The 15,450-nt window shown below is 66.3% G+C and carries 15 protein-coding genes; 5 read left to right on the top strand and 10 right to left on the bottom strand.

Features of this window, described 5'->3' with window-relative positions:
* The first annotated feature begins 234 nt into the window (after nt 1-234).
* Both ACLIMP_RS14255 and ACLIMP_RS14260 read left to right on the top strand, forming a co-directional pair.
* Nucleotides 235-2,307, top strand: a complete 2,073-nt coding sequence (locus tag ACLIMP_RS14255) for a putative bifunctional diguanylate cyclase/phosphodiesterase (RefSeq protein WP_443477921.1) — start codon at nt 235-237, stop codon at nt 2,305-2,307.
* A gap of 103 nt (nt 2,308-2,410) precedes the next feature.
* Nucleotides 2,411-3,340 carry a 1-phosphofructokinase family hexose kinase gene (locus ACLIMP_RS14260; protein ID WP_324696289.1) on the top strand — a complete coding sequence of 310 codons (930 nt, stop codon included), beginning with the start codon at nt 2,411-2,413 and terminating at the stop codon, nt 3,338-3,340.
* Here the strand turns inward: ACLIMP_RS14260 and ACLIMP_RS14265 are convergent.
* Nucleotides 3,337-3,990 (bottom strand): TetR/AcrR family transcriptional regulator, encoded by a 654-nt coding sequence (locus tag ACLIMP_RS14265; RefSeq protein ID WP_324696291.1) that lies wholly within the window; start codon nt 3,988-3,990, stop codon nt 3,337-3,339. The genes ACLIMP_RS14260 and ACLIMP_RS14265 overlap by 4 nt on opposite strands.
* Nucleotides 3,991-4,142: 152 nt before the next feature.
* On the opposite strand from ACLIMP_RS14265, the gene ACLIMP_RS14270 reads away from it, so the two are divergent.
* The 3 genes from ACLIMP_RS14270 to ACLIMP_RS14280 all read left to right on the top strand — a co-directional run bounded on the left by ACLIMP_RS14270 (nt 4,143) and on the right by ACLIMP_RS14280 (nt 8,792).
* Nucleotides 4,143-4,469, top strand: a complete 327-nt coding sequence (locus ACLIMP_RS14270) for a 2Fe-2S iron-sulfur cluster-binding protein (protein WP_054436809.1) — start codon at nt 4,143-4,145, stop codon at nt 4,467-4,469.
* A 22-nt stretch (nt 4,470-4,491) separates the two neighbouring features.
* Complete coding sequence (locus tag ACLIMP_RS14275; protein ID WP_054436811.1) at nt 4,492-5,751, top strand: cytochrome P450; 1,260 nt, start codon at nt 4,492-4,494, stop codon at nt 5,749-5,751.
* 1,688 nt (nt 5,752-7,439) lie between these two features.
* Complete coding sequence (locus ACLIMP_RS14280) at nt 7,440-8,792, top strand: MATE family efflux transporter (protein ID WP_324696295.1); 1,353 nt, start codon at nt 7,440-7,442, stop codon at nt 8,790-8,792.
* Here ACLIMP_RS14280 and ACLIMP_RS14285 read toward each other — a convergent pair.
* The 9 genes from ACLIMP_RS14285 to ACLIMP_RS14325 are packed head-to-tail and all read right to left on the bottom strand — an operon-like array spanning nt 8,779 to nt 15,447.
* A complete protein-coding gene (locus ACLIMP_RS14285; RefSeq protein WP_443477922.1) occupies nt 8,779-9,381 on the bottom strand; it encodes a DUF938 domain-containing protein in 603 nt (200 codons plus the stop codon). The genes ACLIMP_RS14280 and ACLIMP_RS14285 overlap by 14 nt on opposite strands.
* A 23-nt stretch (nt 9,382-9,404) precedes the next feature.
* Nucleotides 9,405-9,746, bottom strand: coding sequence for a hypothetical protein (locus tag ACLIMP_RS14290; RefSeq protein WP_054436819.1), 342 nt, complete (start codon nt 9,744-9,746; stop codon nt 9,405-9,407).
* A 4-nt stretch (nt 9,747-9,750) separates the two neighbouring features.
* Nucleotides 9,751-10,203, bottom strand: coding sequence for a chemotaxis protein CheW (locus tag ACLIMP_RS14295; RefSeq protein WP_054436821.1), 453 nt, complete (start codon nt 10,201-10,203; stop codon nt 9,751-9,753).
* 13 nt (nt 10,204-10,216) lie between these two features.
* On the bottom strand, nt 10,217-10,588 hold the full coding sequence (locus ACLIMP_RS14300; protein WP_082370293.1) for a response regulator: 372 nt from the start codon (nt 10,586-10,588) through the stop codon (nt 10,217-10,219).
* A gap of 16 nt (nt 10,589-10,604) precedes the next feature.
* Nucleotides 10,605-11,153, bottom strand: coding sequence for a chemotaxis protein CheD (locus ACLIMP_RS14305; protein WP_054436822.1), 549 nt, complete (start codon nt 11,151-11,153; stop codon nt 10,605-10,607).
* Nucleotides 11,154-11,157: 4 nt separating this feature from the next.
* Nucleotides 11,158-12,195, bottom strand: a complete 1,038-nt coding sequence (gene cheB / locus ACLIMP_RS14310; RefSeq protein WP_132469630.1) for a chemotaxis-specific protein-glutamate methyltransferase CheB — start codon at nt 12,193-12,195, stop codon at nt 11,158-11,160.
* Nucleotides 12,192-13,058, bottom strand: a complete 867-nt coding sequence (locus ACLIMP_RS14315) for a CheR family methyltransferase (protein WP_443478168.1) — start codon at nt 13,056-13,058, stop codon at nt 12,192-12,194. Before ACLIMP_RS14315 ends, cheB begins: the two co-directional genes overlap by 4 nt.
* Nucleotides 13,058-15,190: a chemotaxis protein CheA gene (locus ACLIMP_RS14320; RefSeq protein WP_324696303.1), complete on the bottom strand. Its 2,133-nt coding sequence runs from the start codon at nt 15,188-15,190 to the stop codon at nt 13,058-13,060. Before ACLIMP_RS14320 ends, ACLIMP_RS14315 begins: the two co-directional genes overlap by 1 nt.
* Nucleotides 15,187-15,447 (bottom strand): STAS domain-containing protein, encoded by a 261-nt coding sequence (locus ACLIMP_RS14325; protein WP_324696305.1) that lies wholly within the window; start codon nt 15,445-15,447, stop codon nt 15,187-15,189. Before ACLIMP_RS14325 ends, ACLIMP_RS14320 begins: the two co-directional genes overlap by 4 nt.
* Nucleotides 15,448-15,450: the final 3 nt, after the last annotated feature.

Here is a 15,450-nt window from a genome sequence, read left to right on the forward strand (position 1 = left end):
CCTCGGGACCGGATAACCACTCAAGCGTTTTCCTGGGGAGGAAAGCCAAGGCCCGTCGCACTCCGGTGCGGCGGGCTTCTCGTGTCAGTTAACTTTATCTTCGAATGCGCCTCCCCATCGGCAACCAAATGCTCCGCCCTGCGTTGGCAGAAAAATTAACGTCTTGTGGCATAAGGTGATTTCAGCACAGGGGCTTGGTCGTTGGTTCTGGGAAATGCTGAGAAAGAATACGTGATGCCGGACGGCGACCTGCCGACCGGAACGCTCGAAGCCGCACTGGCTGCTGCTTCGCGGGCGGATCAGCGACTGCGCGAAGCGATCGACGTGCTGCCGCAAGGCGTGGTGTTCCTCGACGAGGAAGGCCGATACATCCTGTGGAACCGCAAGTACGAGGAAATCTACTGCCGCTCGGCCGACCTGCTGGAACCGGGCGCCAGGCTGGCCGATACGCTGCGAGTGGGCGTCCAGCGCGGCGACTATCCCGAAGCCATGGGCCGCGAGGAAGAATGGCTGAACGACCGCCTTGCGCTTATCCAGCAGCCCACCAGCCGTCACGAACAGCGCCTGTCCAATGGCCGCTGCATCCTGATCGAGGAACGCAAGACGGAGGACGGCGGCTCGATCGGCCTTCGCGTCGACATTACCGACCTCAAGCAGAAGGAAGAAAGCTTCCGGCTGCTGTTCGAACAGAACCCGCTGGCCATGCTGGTTCACGATTCCGGCACCGGCCGGATCAATACCGCCAACCAATCCGCCTGCCGCCTGTTCGGCTATTCCGCCGCCGAAATGTCGGGCCTCAACGCCCGAAAGCTGTTCGGCGAGGATAACTGGGCTGCTGCCGCCAGAATGCTGGCCGCCAGGAACCCCACCCGCGATGCCGGATGGCAGATGCTGCGGCGCGACGGCGAAGTGGTGGAAGCGGTTGTCTCCACCCGCCGCCTGCTCCTCGATGGCGTGGAAGTGACGATCGTCTCGATCTTCGACGTGACCGAGCGCCGCCGGATCGAGCAGCGCATGGAACACATGGCGCGCCATGACGAACTGACCGGCCTCGCCAACCGCTCGCACTGCCGCGATACCTTGCGTAACATGCTCGACGCGGCCTCGCCTGCCGAAACCGTCACTCTCGCGCTGATCGACCTGGATCACTTCAAGACAGTGAACGATACTTACGGCCATCATTTCGGCGATGCCCTGCTGACCGACGCGGCGCGCAGAATGCGCGAACTCGTGCCGCCAGGCGCCTTGCTCTGCCGGATCGGCGGAGACGAATTCGCGATCATCTTCCGCCGGTCGAGCCTTACGCAAGCCGAACTCGTGAGCAAGGCGATCATCGCGACGCTTTCCGAACCCTTCCACGTCCACGGCAACACCCTGCACATCGGCGCCACCGTCGGCTTTGCCAGCGCGCCCTTCGACAGCACCGACCACGAAACGCTCATGCGCTTCGCGGACCTTGCGCTCTATGCCGCCAAGGCCGAGCGCAGGGGCAGTTGCCGCGCCTTCGAAATGGCGCTGGACGAAGCCGCACAGGCCAAGAGCCGGCTGGAAAAGGACTTGCGCCAGGCCGTCCGCGACGGCGAACTCGAAGTCCATTACCAGCCGCTGCTCAATCTCGAAACGAACACCATCGAATGCTGCGAAGCGCTGCTTCGCTGGAACCACGCCGAGCGCGGCCAGGTCTCGCCCGAAGTGTTCATCCCGCTTGCCGAGGAACTCGGGCTGATCGACAAGCTGGGACGCTTCGTGCTCCAGACTGCCTGCCACGAAGCCATGAAATGGCCTGACGATGTGCGCCTCTCGGTCAATGTCTCGCCGGTCCAGTTCCGCAACGGAAACCTCCTGGGCACCGTCATCAACGCCCTGTCCAGTTCCGGCCTCGCCGCAGACCGGCTTGAACTGGAAATCACCGAGGCCGTGCTGATGGAGCGCGGCCCCCGTCCTGCCGCGATCATCCGCAACTTGCGCTCCTTCGGTATCGGCATTTCGCTCGACGATTTCGGGACCGGCTACTCATCGCTGAGCTACCTGCTCAATTACCCCTTCACCAAGATCAAGATCGACAAGTCCTTCATCCTCAACCTCCACGAAGAGGCCAATTCGCGCGCGGTGATCCGGGCAGTGATCGGTCTGGGCCGCAGCCTCGGCCTCACCGTCGCGGCAGAAGGGATCGAAAGCGAGGTGGAGCGCGAATACCTTCGGGCCGAAGGCTGCACGCAAGGCCAGGGCTTCCTGTTCGGCCGCCCTCAGCCAGGCACGATGCTGCGCTTTTCATCGCAGCCATCGAGCGCGCTCGACGCCGCCTGATCCTTCCCGCAACTGTCACTGAATCCGGCGAATACTTTGCGATCCGGCGCGAGGCAGGGCATGAAGCCGTGACCCACGCCAGAGCCGTCCAAGGAGCCGCTGGATGAAGAACATCGCCACCCTGACGATGAACCCGACGATCGACGCATCCTATGACGTCGGCAAGGTTCGCCACACCAACAAGATGCGTACCGACAACGAGCATTACGCTCCCGGCGGCGGCGGCATCAATGTGGCGCGTGTCTTCGTCCGGCTCGGCGGCAATGCGCGCTGCTACTATCTTTCCGGCGGCGCCACCGGCCCTGCCCTCGACGGCCTGATCGACCTTCACCAACTGGTCCGAACCCGCATCCCCATCGCGGGGTCCACGCGTATCGCTGCCGACATCCTCGAACACGAAACAGGCAAGGAATATCGGTTCACGCCCGCCGGGCCGGAAATCAGCGAAGCGGAATGGCGGGAATGCCTAGATCGCGTCGCCGAAGCCGATTGCGACGTGATGGTCATGAGCGGATCGCTCCCCCCGGGCGTCCCGGAGGACTTCTACGCCCGTGCCACCCGCCTGTTGCGCCCGCGCGGTATCGAAGTCGTTCTCGACACCTCGGGCGCTGCGCTGGTCGCCGGAATCGATGCCGGAGGGCTGCTGCTGGTCAAACCGAGCCAGAGCGAATTGCAGCATTATGCCGGACGCACGCTCGACTCGGTCGGCGCGATCGGGACTGCGGCCATGGAAATCGTCGAGGCGGAGAAGGCCAGGTTCGTCACCGTGACCATGGGCCATGAAGGCGCGGTCCTGGCGCGCGCCGAGGGGCCGTTGTTCCTGCCTGCCCTCAAGGTCGACGCGGCAAGCGCCGTGGGCGCGGGCGACAGCTTCGTCGCGGCGATGGTTCATGCCCTGTGCCGGGGCGACGGCGAACTCGAGGCATTCCGCCGCGGCATGGCCGGCGGCTCCGCCGCCGTGCTGCGCGCCGGCACCGATCTCGCCCGCGCCGAAGACATCGACCGGCTGCTGGAACGGGTGGAACCGCTCTAGACTACGATCGCCCGGCGGCAGAACTCCCAGATTGCCACCCCAAGCGTTTCACGCTCGGCAAGATCGGGGGCGCCGCCTTCCTCCTGAAGCAGCACGGTGTGAACCGTGGTCGAGACAAGGTTGTAGATCAGCCGTGCCTGCAGGCTGGGATCGGCCTGCAGGAGCAACCCCTGTTCGATGCCTTCGGCGACATGGCCGGCAATCAGGTCCAGTAGCGGTTGCAACGCCGCCTGCAATTCGGCCGGGCGAGACTGCGCAAGCCGGAGGTGTTCGCGGCTGAGCGCGGCGCTGCGCAAGTGCGCGCCGCTGCTCCGCGTCTGCCCCAACTGGCCCACGACGATGCCGGAAACGATAACCTGCAACGCCTCCACAGGATTGTCTGCGCGCGACGAGATATCCCGGAACTGCAACGCCGCCGCCCGCAGCGAAGCATCGAATACCGCCAGCACGAGGTCGTCCTTGCTCTGGAACCGCTCATAGAAGGCACGCCGCGCCAGGCCCGTGCGTGACAGCACCGCCCGGATCGTCAGGCCTTCGAGCCCGCCCTCGTCAAGCAGGTCATGCGCCGCCTCTATCAGCAGGCACGTCCGATCGCGTTCGCCGTCATCGAATTCGGCAAGTTGGGTGGGAGACGGTCGAACAGTGGCCATGGGCGATGGATTAGGCCCTCCGTCCGCGCCGGTCCAGTGCCCGCAATTGCGAAGTTCTCGCCGGTGATTGACTTCACCGGGGGGGAGCGGCTAGAAAATGGAGAACAGCGTTCTCAGAAACGCGCTCAACGGATGAAGGACAGGAGAGTTCGATGCCCAAGGTCACTTATGTCGATCACGAAGGTCACACGACCGACGTGGACGTGGCGATCGGCGAAAACGTCATGCGCGGTGCGGTCTATAATGGAATAGAGGGCATCACCGGCGAATGCGGCGGCGGCCTCTCCTGCGCCACCTGCCATTGCTACGTAGACGAGAACTGGACCGAAGCGGTGGGCGGGCCTTCGTCCCAGGCGGAGGAGGAACTGCTGGAATCGGCTGCTGCCGAAGTGAAGCCGAGCAGCCGCCTCTCCTGCCAGATCGACATGACCGAGAGCCTCGACGGGCTCGTGGTGCACATGCCCGAGCATCAGTTCTGAAGCCGGACACAGGGAGAGAACGATGCCTATCGACGCCGCCAACCCGGTTCCGCCCAGTTTTCCGCGCCATGTCGGCATGGACCAGGTGCCCGATCATGTCCCCCCCGAACTGATCCGCCAGTCCGGCCTCACCTTCGGCCCCGATTTCCTGGCCAACCCGCATGACTTCATGGCCGCGCTGCACGAAAAGCAGCCGCCGATCTATTACGACGTCAGCCCGATGGGCAACATGTGGCACCTCACCAAGCATGAGGACGCGCTGTTCGGTCTGCGCCATCCGCAGATCTTCTCGAACGAAGGCGCCACACCCTTCCCGCGCGATCCGAACGACTATTTCTACTTCATCCCGATCGAGATCGATCCCCCGCATCACCGCAAGTACCGCAACATCGTGGACCCGGTGTTCAGCCCGCAGGGCGTGCTTAAGCTCGAACGGCTGATCCACCAGCGCGCGAACGACCTGATCGACGAGATCGAGGCCAAGGTCGCGGCAGGCGGCGAGTGTGAGTTCACCGAGGACTTCGGGCGGCCACTGCCGGTTGCGGTGTTCCTCGACATCATGGGCCTGCCGCAGGACATGCGCGATACGTTCGTGGAATGGGCAATGGAACTGCTCCATTCGAACGACCGCGCGATCATGGGCCAGTCGATGGCCAAGATCACCGCCTATCTCAAGCAAGCCATCGCCGAGAAGAAGGCCAACCCGGACGACGGCGTCGTCAGCCTGATCGCCCATGCGGAACCAGACGGCGTGCCGCTTTCCGACAAGGAAATCTTCGGCTTCGTCTGCTTCCTGTTCATCGCCGGTCTCGACACCGTTTTCGCCACGCTCAACAATATCTGGGCCTGGCTGGCGGAAAACCCCGAGAAGCGTCAGGAAATCATCGACCGTCCGCAGGACATCGACAGGATCGTCGAGGAACTGCTCCGCCGCTGGTCAGTGACCTTCTCCGGCCGGGTGCTTGACCAGGATCATGAAATGCGCGGCGTGCAGATGAAGAAGGGCGATCGCGTCACCTTCATCCTGCCTGCCTGCAACTTCGACCCTGAGGTGTTCCCCGACCCGATGACGGTGAACTTCGACCGCCCCCGCAAGACGATCCTCGCCTTCACGGTCGGCGTTCATAGCTGCATGGGCGGGCACCTTGCACGGCTCGAAGTGAAGATCGCATTGCAGGAATGGCTGAAGCGCGTGCCTGACTTCACGCTCAAGCCCGGCACCCGGATCGAGTACCGCCCCGGCGGCGTGATCGGCCCCGAAGCCGTGCCGCTGGTCTGGTAAGGGCACCGAGCCAAGGGAGCCGCGCCAATCGGTGCGGCTCCCTTTTCATGTCATTGCATCCCGCGCGATCTCCATCGCTGCGAGTTGCAGCCTCAGGCCTTCGTTTTCTGCGCGCAGCGCGGTGATCTCGCGGTGGGCGCGGACGATGGCCGGCACAGCCACCCGAGACGGTTCAGGCCTACGTTTCGGCGGGCCGGCATTCGGGGCGGCACTCCGCAACATGGCCGCAAACCGATTGGCCGAGGCACGAACCCACGCCTCCATCAGGACAAGCGCGCCATCGCGCCAGATGGCCGGCGCACGATCGCTTGTGAGGGGTTCCGGCCCAGAGGACATTGGCATCGCGAAGGCTTCGTCCACGGATAAAGCGGCGCAGGCCTCCTGACAGGCCTGCGCCGCACGAGCAGCGCGCGGGACGACCCTTGGCGCCTGCTCCCCGGACTTCGCCGCCCACAGTCCGGCGGCGCGCCCTGAACTCCCATGATGACCGTCACGGCCTGGCCGCGCCTGCCGAAGTGAACCCGTCCCCCGCCCGTGGCCCTTCGCACAGGAAACCGGCTCGTTTCCGGCCAGTACGGGCTTGGCCCTTGCGGCCTCCCGGCGCCCCTTTACTACCGGCTGCATCAAGGATCGGAGCAGGGTGAGCAGCGGATCCTGCGAGGCACCGTACCCGGCGCGCAGGCCGCAAGTGCACAGCCTGGGGGCGGTCCAGATCCATCCGCGATCATGACACAGCGCCGCTCCGCTTTCAGCGCCCCCACTGGCGTTCCCGTCATCATTGGCAGCCGGAACCATCGAAGGCCCACGCCGCTCCAACGCCAGTTTCCGCACACGCTTCGTCGCGTGCTGCCCCGATGCGCCCCGAGGGTCAGTCTGCAGATGCCGTTCGGCTATGCCTTTCCCGCGCCGCGTTTCCGGTTTCGATCTGTCCCCGGCAGCTTTTCGCGACCCCGAGTCCTGCAACGACCGGTTGCTCCGGGGGTTTGATCCTTTCCCCTTGCTTCCGGGCAGCTCTTCACCCGGGGCCTCTTCGTCCATGGGCTTTCTCCCAAGTTCTGAAGCTTTCCCCATGGCTGTCACGCGAGCGGCCGGGATTGAAGGTCAGTTAACTCCGTTTTCGTCCGACAGCCCGCTGCGCGCGCGGGACACCGCCCAGTGCCTGTGGTTAATCGAACGGAAACGGGCGCACTTGAGTCAACCCGGAGTCCAGGGCCGCGAGCGCCGCCGCAGCCGGGCAAGGCCTCGTGCCCGGCCTTGCAGCACCGAGGATGCAATCGTTGCGCACGCAAAAGCCATGCACAAACGAGCGCGGATCATGCCATTCCGCTTTGAGATCGCGAGAAATTGTTGCAGAGTGCTTGGCGAAAGGCCGCTAGCGGCTTTACCGGCGTTGGGAGAGAGCGCGCCGGGAGGGAGGTCTACTTCCTTTCCGGCGCGCCGATACTTCGCAGGTGCAACATCATCCAAATATTCGGTTTTGACAACCCTGTTCCGCAAAATTGCGGGGCAGGGTTATCGATGCCATGCTGCATGAAGCACCGCTTGTTAGCGGATGCAGCATGCCCTGCTGCGGCTTCATCGCGTGGCGACGCAGGAGGAAGTGATTCGCCGCGCCGCCCGGCCGCATCTCGATTGCGGGCATGGAACGCCTGGGCTAGCCGCGGGGTACATCAGCAGCGAGCCCGTTCTTGACCCAGCCGACCGTCCCCCACCCCACTCCGCCGCGCAAGGGACAGGCCCGGCTGCTCTGGTCCATCGCGCTTCCCGCGATGCTCACCAACGTTGCCACCGCCCTGTTCGGGCTGGCCGACATGTGGGCCATAGGCCGCCTCGGCGATGCACCGGCGCAAGGCGCGGTGGAACTCGGCGCGAAGTACATGATGGGCCTGCTCAACGTGTTCAACTTCCTGCGCACCAGCACCGTCGCGCTGACGGCTCAGGGGACCGGTCGCGCCGACCGGCAAGCGCAGGCGGAAACACTAACCCGCGCCATGGCCGTGGCGATGGGCATCGGGGTGCTGCTGCTCTGCCTGATGCCCGTGGCGATCCCGTTCGGGCTCGACCTGCTCGAAGCGAGGGGGCCGCTGCGCGAAAGCGCCGGGGACTATATCGCCATCCGCTATTGGGCAGGGCCGCTTTGGCTCGGCAACTGCGTGCTGGTGGGATGGCTGATCGGACAGCGACTGGTGCGCCATGTCCTCGTGGTGGAAATCGGCGCCAATATCCTGCACATCGCGCTCGACCTGTTGCTCGTCCTCGTCGCGAAGTGGGGCGTTGCCGGCGTGGCAACCGCGACGCTGACGTCGGAACTGTTCAAGTTTCTGGTTCTCGCCGCCATCGTCTTGCGCCGCCCCGAAGCCGGCACGGCCTTCGCCCTGGCCCGGTGCCGGACAACGTGGCGGCGCGGCGAACTGGCCCGCCTTTTCGCACTCAACCGCGACCTGTTCCTGCGAACCCTGTTGCTCACCGCCGTGCTGCTCGCATTCGCCCGTGCCGGTGCGCAGGCCGGGCCGCTGACGCTGGCGGCGAATGGCATCCTGTTCCAGCTCTTCATGCTCGCCACCCTCCTGCTCGACGGCTTCGAAAGCGCCGCACAAGTGCTCTGCGGCGAGGCGCTCGGCGCGCGAAACCGGGCTGGCTTCGCGGCAACGGTTCGCTCGGCACTGCTATGGGGCGGCGTGATGGGCCTTGCCCTCACGCTCGCTTACGCGGTGGGAGGCAAGGCGCTGGCGGCCGCATTCAACACCGATCCGGGGGTGATCGCGGCCACTGCGGTTTACGCGCCATGGCTCACCCTGCTGCCACTGCTCGGGGTCTCGGCCTATGTTCTTGACGGGGTGTTCGTTGGCGCCGGGTGGACGCGGGCGATGATGGGGACGATGCTGGCCGCAATGGCAGGTTACGCGCTGCTGCTCTGGCTGCTCCATCCGCTGGGCAACCACGGCCTCTGGGCGGCCTTCACGATGTTCTTCGTCATTCGCGGGCTGGGGCAGGCTGTGGTGCTGCCCCGCCTCGCAAGGCGCAGCTTCAGCGTTTCCTGAACACCAGGCTCAGGTTGTCGGCAGGCATGGAGATCACCTGTTCCAGATCGAGCCCCCTGACGGCGGCGATATCCGCGACGTCTTCGAGCAGGCGCAGGCCCCATTCGGGATTGCGGCGCTTGAGGTCCTCGTCGAAAGCCGCGTTGCCCGGTTCGATCGCATGTCCCTCGCGGCGGTAGGGACCATAAAGCACGAGCGGCGCCCCCGCGGTCAGCAAACGTCCCGCCCCCGCCATGAGCCCCAGCGCCGATTGCCAGGGGCTGATGTGGACCATGTTGATGCACACGATCGCATCGGCGCTGCCGACAGGCCAGTCCTGCGCGGCAGCGTCGAGTTCGAGGGGCGCCAGCAGGTTGGGCAAGCGCTCCGTCTCCCGCCAGCCCTCGATGGAGGCGCGGGCGGCAGCATCCGGATCTGTCGGCTGCCAGTCGAGCCCGGTCATGGCCCGTGCGAAGTATACCGCATGTTCGCCGGTGCCCGAGGCGATCTCCAGCACAAGGCCGCTCGATGGCAACGCACCGCGTAGTACGGCGAGGATAGGATCGCGGTTGCGGGCAACGGCGGGAGCATGGCGGCGAGCGTCGTTCATGCGGCGGGACTAGTCCCGCCGCATCACTCCCACAAGCCCAGCGGATCGCACCCGGCGGTGTCTTCGATCGGGACTTCGCAGCAAGTCTCGGCGGTTCCGTCCATGAACCCGCAGAAGCGTTCATGCAGGGTTTCAAGATTGATGCGCCGCATCTCCACTTCGCTGAACCCGGCCGCAAGGATCGCGGCGAGCGCACGCTGCTTCTGGGCGATAAGGTCTATCGCCTGAAGCTCGCGCAAGTGCCGCGCAACGAAAGTCTCGTCACGGCAGAACACTTCGCCCAGGGCTTCGATCTCGGCGCCGAGTTCGCCCAGGACTTCGGCCATGGCGATGAAGCGCGGCTCGAAAATCGGTTGGTGGATCATCCGCTCAGGCCGCCGCCGCCACGTCGCCCGGCGTACCGCCGGTTTCGCTCAGCGCCCGCAGGTCGAGCACCATGACCATTCGCTCGTCGATGGCGACGAGCCCTTCGAGGAACGGCGTCACCTCGTCCTGCCCCGCATTGGGCGGGGGCTGCAAGGTTTCCGACTGGAGCGCGACGATGTCAGAAACCGAATCCACGATCAGCCCCTGCGCCTGCCCACCCACCTGGCAGACGATGATGGCGTGGCGCGCAGTGGCCTCGGTGGCGGGCCAGCCGAGCCGCGCCGCGAGGTCGATCACCGGCAGGACGGTTCCGCGCAGGTTGACCACGCCGGCGACATAGCGCGGCACACGCGGCATGGGTGTCACCGGGGTCCAGGCGCGTATTTCGCGGATGGCCATGATGTCGAGCGCGAAGATCTGTCCGGCGACTTCGAAAGTGATGAGTTCGCGGTGCATGGCGAGCCTGTCCTCAATGTGCGACGCGGCGAACTGCCGCGACAAGCTTGTCGGTGTCGAAAGGTTTTACGATCCATCCGGTAGCGCCGGCGGCCCGGGCACGGGCTTTCTTCTCGTCCGAGCTTTCGGTGGTGAGAACCAGGATGGGCCGGTCGCGGTGGCGGGTTCCACCGCGCACTTTCTCGATCAGGCCGAACCCGTCGAGCCGGGGCATGTTGATGTCGGTGATGACCACGTCCACCTCGTTCACCGCAAGCCATTCCAGCGCCGAAAGGCCGTCATCCGCCTGCGCCACGTCGAAGCCATTGGTGGAAAGCGCATGGTTGAGCAGCGCGCGCATCGAGGCGCTGTCGTCTACGGTCAGGATGCGGGTGCTACGGGACATAGGGAGCCTCGTTTCTTCAGAACAGTTCGACTTCGCCGCGCGCGGCCGGGCGAACGGGGGGCTGGACGACCGGCTCGGGCGCATCGGCCGCCGCCACCATGCGGCAGCGCACGAGACCGGAAGCCGGGCGGAAATCGAGGCGACGTGCGGCAAGGCCGCCAAGATCCTCGCGCACCAGATCGATCCCCTCGCGCAGGAGGAAGCTGCGCGCGAATTCGGCATTGGCGCTGCCGATCCGCTGCATCCCCCGGTGGAGGTTGGCGCCGCCGTACAGGTGCGCGCGCATCCTGTCCTTGCGCCCGCCCTGCTGCAGCATCTCGTTGATGAGCATTTCCATGAGGTAGACGCCGTAATGCACGTCGACCTCGCCCCGTTCGGTGCCGGACAGCGGCTTGGGCAGGAGAAAATGGTTCATTCCGCCCAGTCCCGCGGCGGGATCGTGGAGGCAGGTGGCGACGCAGCTGCCCAGCACGGTGCCGAACTCGTCCGCCGGCGAGGCGCTCACGCGGAACTGCCCCTGGAGCACGGTGACATGGCTCATGCCGTCCAGCCGATTGTCAAGCATCGCCTCAGGCCGCCTGATGCAATGCATGACGCGCAATGCGGTCGATCGGCGCGACGACGCTGGCAGCGCCGAGCGAAATCGCCGCGCGCGGCATTCCGAAAACCGTGCAGGTGCTTTCATCCTGCGCGATGGTGTGTGCTCCGGCGCGGCTCATCGCCAGCAGCCCGCGCGCGCCGTCCTGCCCCATGCCGGTAAGGAGGATTCCTACGGCCCCGCTTCCCACTTCCGCCGCAACCGAAGCGAACAGCGCGTCCACGCTCGGGATGTGCCCGGAAACCGGCTCCCCCCGGCGCAGCCTTGCGTGCAGCGCGCCGCCTCCCCCACCGCTCATCGCCGCCTTCACTGTGAGGTGGCAGTCCGCTTCGGCGGCGAGATAGACGTTGCCATGGCGCAGCGGCATATCCTGCGCCGCAACCTGCACCCGCGCCGGGCACACCTGGTCGAGCGTGCGCGCGATGGCCGGGGCGAAGCGCGGGTTGACGTGCTGGACGATCAGCGTCGGCGGGCAGTCTTCCGCGAAATCGCGCAGCAGAACCTGCAGCGCCTCGACCCCGCCGGTAGAGGAGCCGACCGCGATCAGCCGCGTGTCGCGCCGGATCGAACGGCGGCCCTCCTCTGCCACGGCCCGGGTCGCCGGGCGGTGAAAGCGGACTTGCGCAGCCTGCCGGATCATCGCCGCCAGTTCGCCGCCATCCTGAAGCGTCAGGCGGCCCGAGCGATCGTACTTGGCATAGCAGTCCACCGCGCCGAGGCCGAGGGCGCGCGCGGTAACCTCGCTGCCCTCCTGCGTCGCGCCGGAGACGACGATCACCGGAGTTGGCCGCAGGGTCATGATCTTCTCGAGGAAATCGAGCCCGTTCATACCCGGCATCTCGATGTCGAGCGTGACCACATCGGGATCGAGCCGCTTGATCATCTCGCGCCCCTCGGCGGCGTTGGATGCGGCGGCAACCACCTCGATGTCGCCCTGCTCTCGCAGCCGGGACATCAGGATCGCACGCATGGTGGGGGAATCGTCGACGATGAGGACGCGGATGCTCATGCGCCCCTCCGGCGGTAGATCGTCGGGCCGACCAGTTCGAGCAGGTCCGCCGCCGATCCGGTCACCCGCTCGGAATGGCCGATGTAGAGGTGGCCGCCCGGAAGCAGCGCCTCGGCGAAGCGGCGCACGAGCCGCTCGTTGGTCGCGGCGTCGAAATAGATCATGACGTTGCGGCAGAAGATCACGTCGAACCGGCCCCGGATCGGCCATTCGCCAAGCAGGTTGAGCGCGCGGAACCGAACGATGGAGCGCGGCGGCTCGGCCAGCGTCACGTGTCCGTGCTGCTCGGCCGTCCAGAGCCTGCGCAAGTCCTGCGGCACCGGCTTGAGATCCTTGGCCGCGTAAGTCGCGCCCGCCGCCTTCTGCAGCGCGTGCGGGGCGATGTCGCTGGCAAGCACGCGCAGGTCGCGGCGCGCGAGGTCTATTCCCGCCGCCCGGTCCGGGCCCAGCAGGGTCATGACGATCGACCATGTTTCCTCGCCGCTTGAACATCCCGCCGACCACAGCCGCACGGGGTCGCGCTGGTGGAGCTTTTCCACGAGGCGCGGGCGGACCTCGCCCTGCAGATGCTCGAAGTGGTGCGCCTCGCGGTAGAAAAAGGTGTGGTTGGTGGTGAGCGCCGCCACCGCCCTGCCCATTTCCTCACCGTTCGCGCGCATCATCTCGATATAGCGCGAGAACGTGACCGCCCCCGCCGCGCGTACCAGCGGGGCGAGGCGGGAATAGACCAGCATCGCCTTGCCGTGCGGCAGGACGATGCCGACCGCCTCGTGGACGATCCGCGAGACCGCCGTGAAATCGGCGGTGCTGTAGATTTCCGGGCTGACGCCGGGAACCGGGTCGGTCATCGCGCTCGTGGCCATCACGCCGCCTGCCTTTCCGGGCCGGACGCCTCCGGTCCCGGCATCGCCGGAGACGACAGGACGCAGGCAACCAGACCGTCCACGTCGACGATCAGGGCCACCCGCCCGTCACCCAGGATGGTCGCCCCGGCCACGCCTTCCACCGATCGGAAGTTGGTCGCCAGGCTCTTGATGACGAACTGGCGCTGGTCCTGGATGTCGTCCACCAGCAGCGCAGCCTGCCCGGCGCTCTCGGTATCGACGACGACCAGCACGCCTGCCCCCGCCGAAGGTGCGCCGCCGCACGCGCCCAGCGCCTCGTGCATGGCGATGACCGGGATGAAGCGTCCACGCACGTTGAGCACCTGACGGCTCGTGCCGATGCCCTGCACCTCGTTCTCGCCGGGACGCAGGCTCTCCACGACATGGGAGAGCGGCACCACCAGGGTCTGGTCGCCGACGTTGACGATCATGCCGTCGGAAATGGCGAGGGTTAGCGGGAGCGTGAGGATGAATTTCGTGCCCTGCCCCGGCGTGCTCTCGATCGTGATCCGTCCGCCCAGTTCCTTCACGTTCTGCCGCACCACGTCCATGCCGACCCCGCGCCCCGAGATGTTCGAGACGACTTCCGCGGTGGAGAAGCCCGGCGCGAAGATCAGGTTGTCAATCTCCTCGGCGGAAAGCTGCGTGTCGCTGCCGACGATGCCCTTGTCGATGGCCTTGGCCAGCACGCGCTCCCGGTTGATGCCCGCGCCGTCATCGGCGATGGAGATGAGGATGCGGCCGGAGCGATGCTCGGCAGCAAGGGTCAGCGTGCCTTCGGGACGCTTTCCGGCGGCGATCCGCTCTTCGGCGCTTTCTATGCCGTGGTCCACCGCGTTGCGGATCAGGTGCGTCAGCGGCTCGCCGAGGCGTTCGATCACGGTCTTGTCGAGTTCGGTGGTTTCCCCCAGCACTTCCAGCCGCACATGCTTGCCGGTGGTCGCGGCCAGATCGCGCAGGATGCGGGGAACCCGGCTGAACACGCTGGCGATCGGCTGGGCCCGGATCGACATGGCGCTTTCCTGCATGTCCCGCGTGAGGCCTTCGAGCAGCGAGAGTTCCTCGCTCGCGGTGACGCCCGCCCCCTCCAGCCGCTGCACGAGCATGGCCTGCGCGATCACCAGTTCGCCCACCAGGTCGATCAGGCGGTCCAGCTTGAAAAGATCGATGCGGATCGACTGCCCGGCGGCAGACGCGGCGGCGGGCTCGCCCTTCCCCGGCAGCGGCTCGGCCCTGCCGGCAGGCGCTTCGGACGGGACCGTTTTCGCCGCCGCTTCGGCCGGGGGCATGGCGATTTCGGCGGGTTCGACAGGCGGGATCGCCTCGCCCTCCCCGATCGCCAGCACGCAGTCCTCGCCGATGAAGTCGAATATCTCGCGTACCATGTCCTCGGCGACATCGCCCGGCATCGCATAGCTCCAGCCGAGATAGCCCTGCGAAACGTCAAGCTGGTCCAGCGGCGGCACGTGCGAAATGTCGCAGTGCAGGCATTCGCCGCCGAGCGCAGCCACATCGCGCAGCATCAGCAGCGGCTCGCTGCCGTTGCGCATGGCACCTGCGCGGGGGCGAATGTGGACCTGCCAGCGCGGCTGTTCGCGCGGCGGCAGGTCGAACCCGCCGGTGAGATCGTCAAGCAATGCATCGAGGTCGAGCGCGAAATCCTCGGCGGCCGGGGCTTCCGGCGCGGGCATGGCGGCGGGTTCCGGCTCAGGCGCATGGGCGTGGGCGTGCTGCGGATTGGCCATCGCCGCTTCCATCTCGGCAATCAACGCCGCATCGGCCGGCGGCGCACCGTCCTCCCGCGCGGCCTCGACATGGTCGGAAAGCGTGTCCAGCGCGCGCAGCAGCAGGTCGACCAGCTTGCGTTCGATCGGCACCAATCCCTCCCGCACGTCGGAGAGCAGCGTCTCGAAGACATGGGTATAGGCCTGGAGCGCGGCATAGCCGAAAGCGCCTGCCCCGCCCTTGATCGAATGGACACCGCGGAACACCGCGTTGACCGTATCGGCGTCCTGGGTGCCCGCCTTGCAGGCGGCCAGACCGGCTTCGGCGGCGGCAAGCGATTCCTCGCACTCGGCAAAGAAGATCTGCTGGATTTCCTCGGGGCTCATGCCGCGGCATCCTCGAAGAGTTCCGCGGTCAGGCCGGTCAGTTCCGCCACATCGCGCAGGACAGGAGACGGTGCGATCACCGCCCCGCCGCCGCTGCGACGTGCCGAAACCAGCAGTTGCAACATGGCCTGCCCCATATGCTCCACCCCCGAACCGTCGATCCCCATGGGCTCGGTGCCCATGGCCGCCGCCAGTTCCGGCCAGAGCGCCTCGGCGGCGGCCCGGTCGCAGCGGGCAGGAAGGATGATGCTGGTCATGTC

The organism is Novosphingobium aeonii (genome assembly GCF_052279045.1).
Lineage (GTDB): Bacteria > Pseudomonadota > Alphaproteobacteria > Sphingomonadales > Sphingomonadaceae > Novosphingobium.

Coding starts and splice junctions, on each gene's coding strand:
- ACLIMP_RS14255 (WP_443477921.1), top strand. CDS start 235: ATGCCGGACGGCGACCTGCCGACCGGAACGCTCGAAGCCGCACTGGCT.
- ACLIMP_RS14260 (WP_324696289.1), top strand. CDS start 2,411: ATGAAGAACATCGCCACCCTGACGATGAACCCGACGATCGACGCATCC.
- ACLIMP_RS14265 (WP_324696291.1), bottom strand. CDS start 3,990: ATGGCCACTGTTCGACCGTCTCCCACCCAACTTGCCGAATTCGATGAC.
- ACLIMP_RS14270 (WP_054436809.1), top strand. CDS start 4,143: ATGCCCAAGGTCACTTATGTCGATCACGAAGGTCACACGACCGACGTG.
- ACLIMP_RS14275 (WP_054436811.1), top strand. CDS start 4,492: ATGCCTATCGACGCCGCCAACCCGGTTCCGCCCAGTTTTCCGCGCCAT.
- ACLIMP_RS14285 (WP_443477922.1), bottom strand. CDS start 9,381: ATGAACGACGCTCGCCGCCATGCTCCCGCCGTTGCCCGCAACCGCGAT.
- ACLIMP_RS14290 (WP_054436819.1), bottom strand. CDS start 9,746: ATGATCCACCAACCGATTTTCGAGCCGCGCTTCATCGCCATGGCCGAA.
- ACLIMP_RS14295 (WP_054436821.1), bottom strand. CDS start 10,203: ATGCACCGCGAACTCATCACTTTCGAAGTCGCCGGACAGATCTTCGCG.
- ACLIMP_RS14300 (WP_082370293.1), bottom strand. CDS start 10,588: ATGTCCCGTAGCACCCGCATCCTGACCGTAGACGACAGCGCCTCGATG.
- ACLIMP_RS14305 (WP_054436822.1), bottom strand. CDS start 11,153: ATGCTTGACAATCGGCTGGACGGCATGAGCCATGTCACCGTGCTCCAG.
- cheB (WP_132469630.1), bottom strand. CDS start 12,195: ATGAGCATCCGCGTCCTCATCGTCGACGATTCCCCCACCATGCGTGCG.
- ACLIMP_RS14315 (WP_443478168.1), bottom strand. CDS start 13,058: ATGGCCACGAGCGCGATGACCGACCCGGTTCCCGGCGTCAGCCCGGAA.
- ACLIMP_RS14320 (WP_324696303.1), bottom strand. CDS start 15,190: ATGAGCCCCGAGGAAATCCAGCAGATCTTCTTTGCCGAGTGCGAGGAA.
- ACLIMP_RS14325 (WP_324696305.1), bottom strand. CDS start 15,447: ATGACCAGCATCATCCTTCCTGCCCGCTGCGACCGGGCCGCCGCCGAG.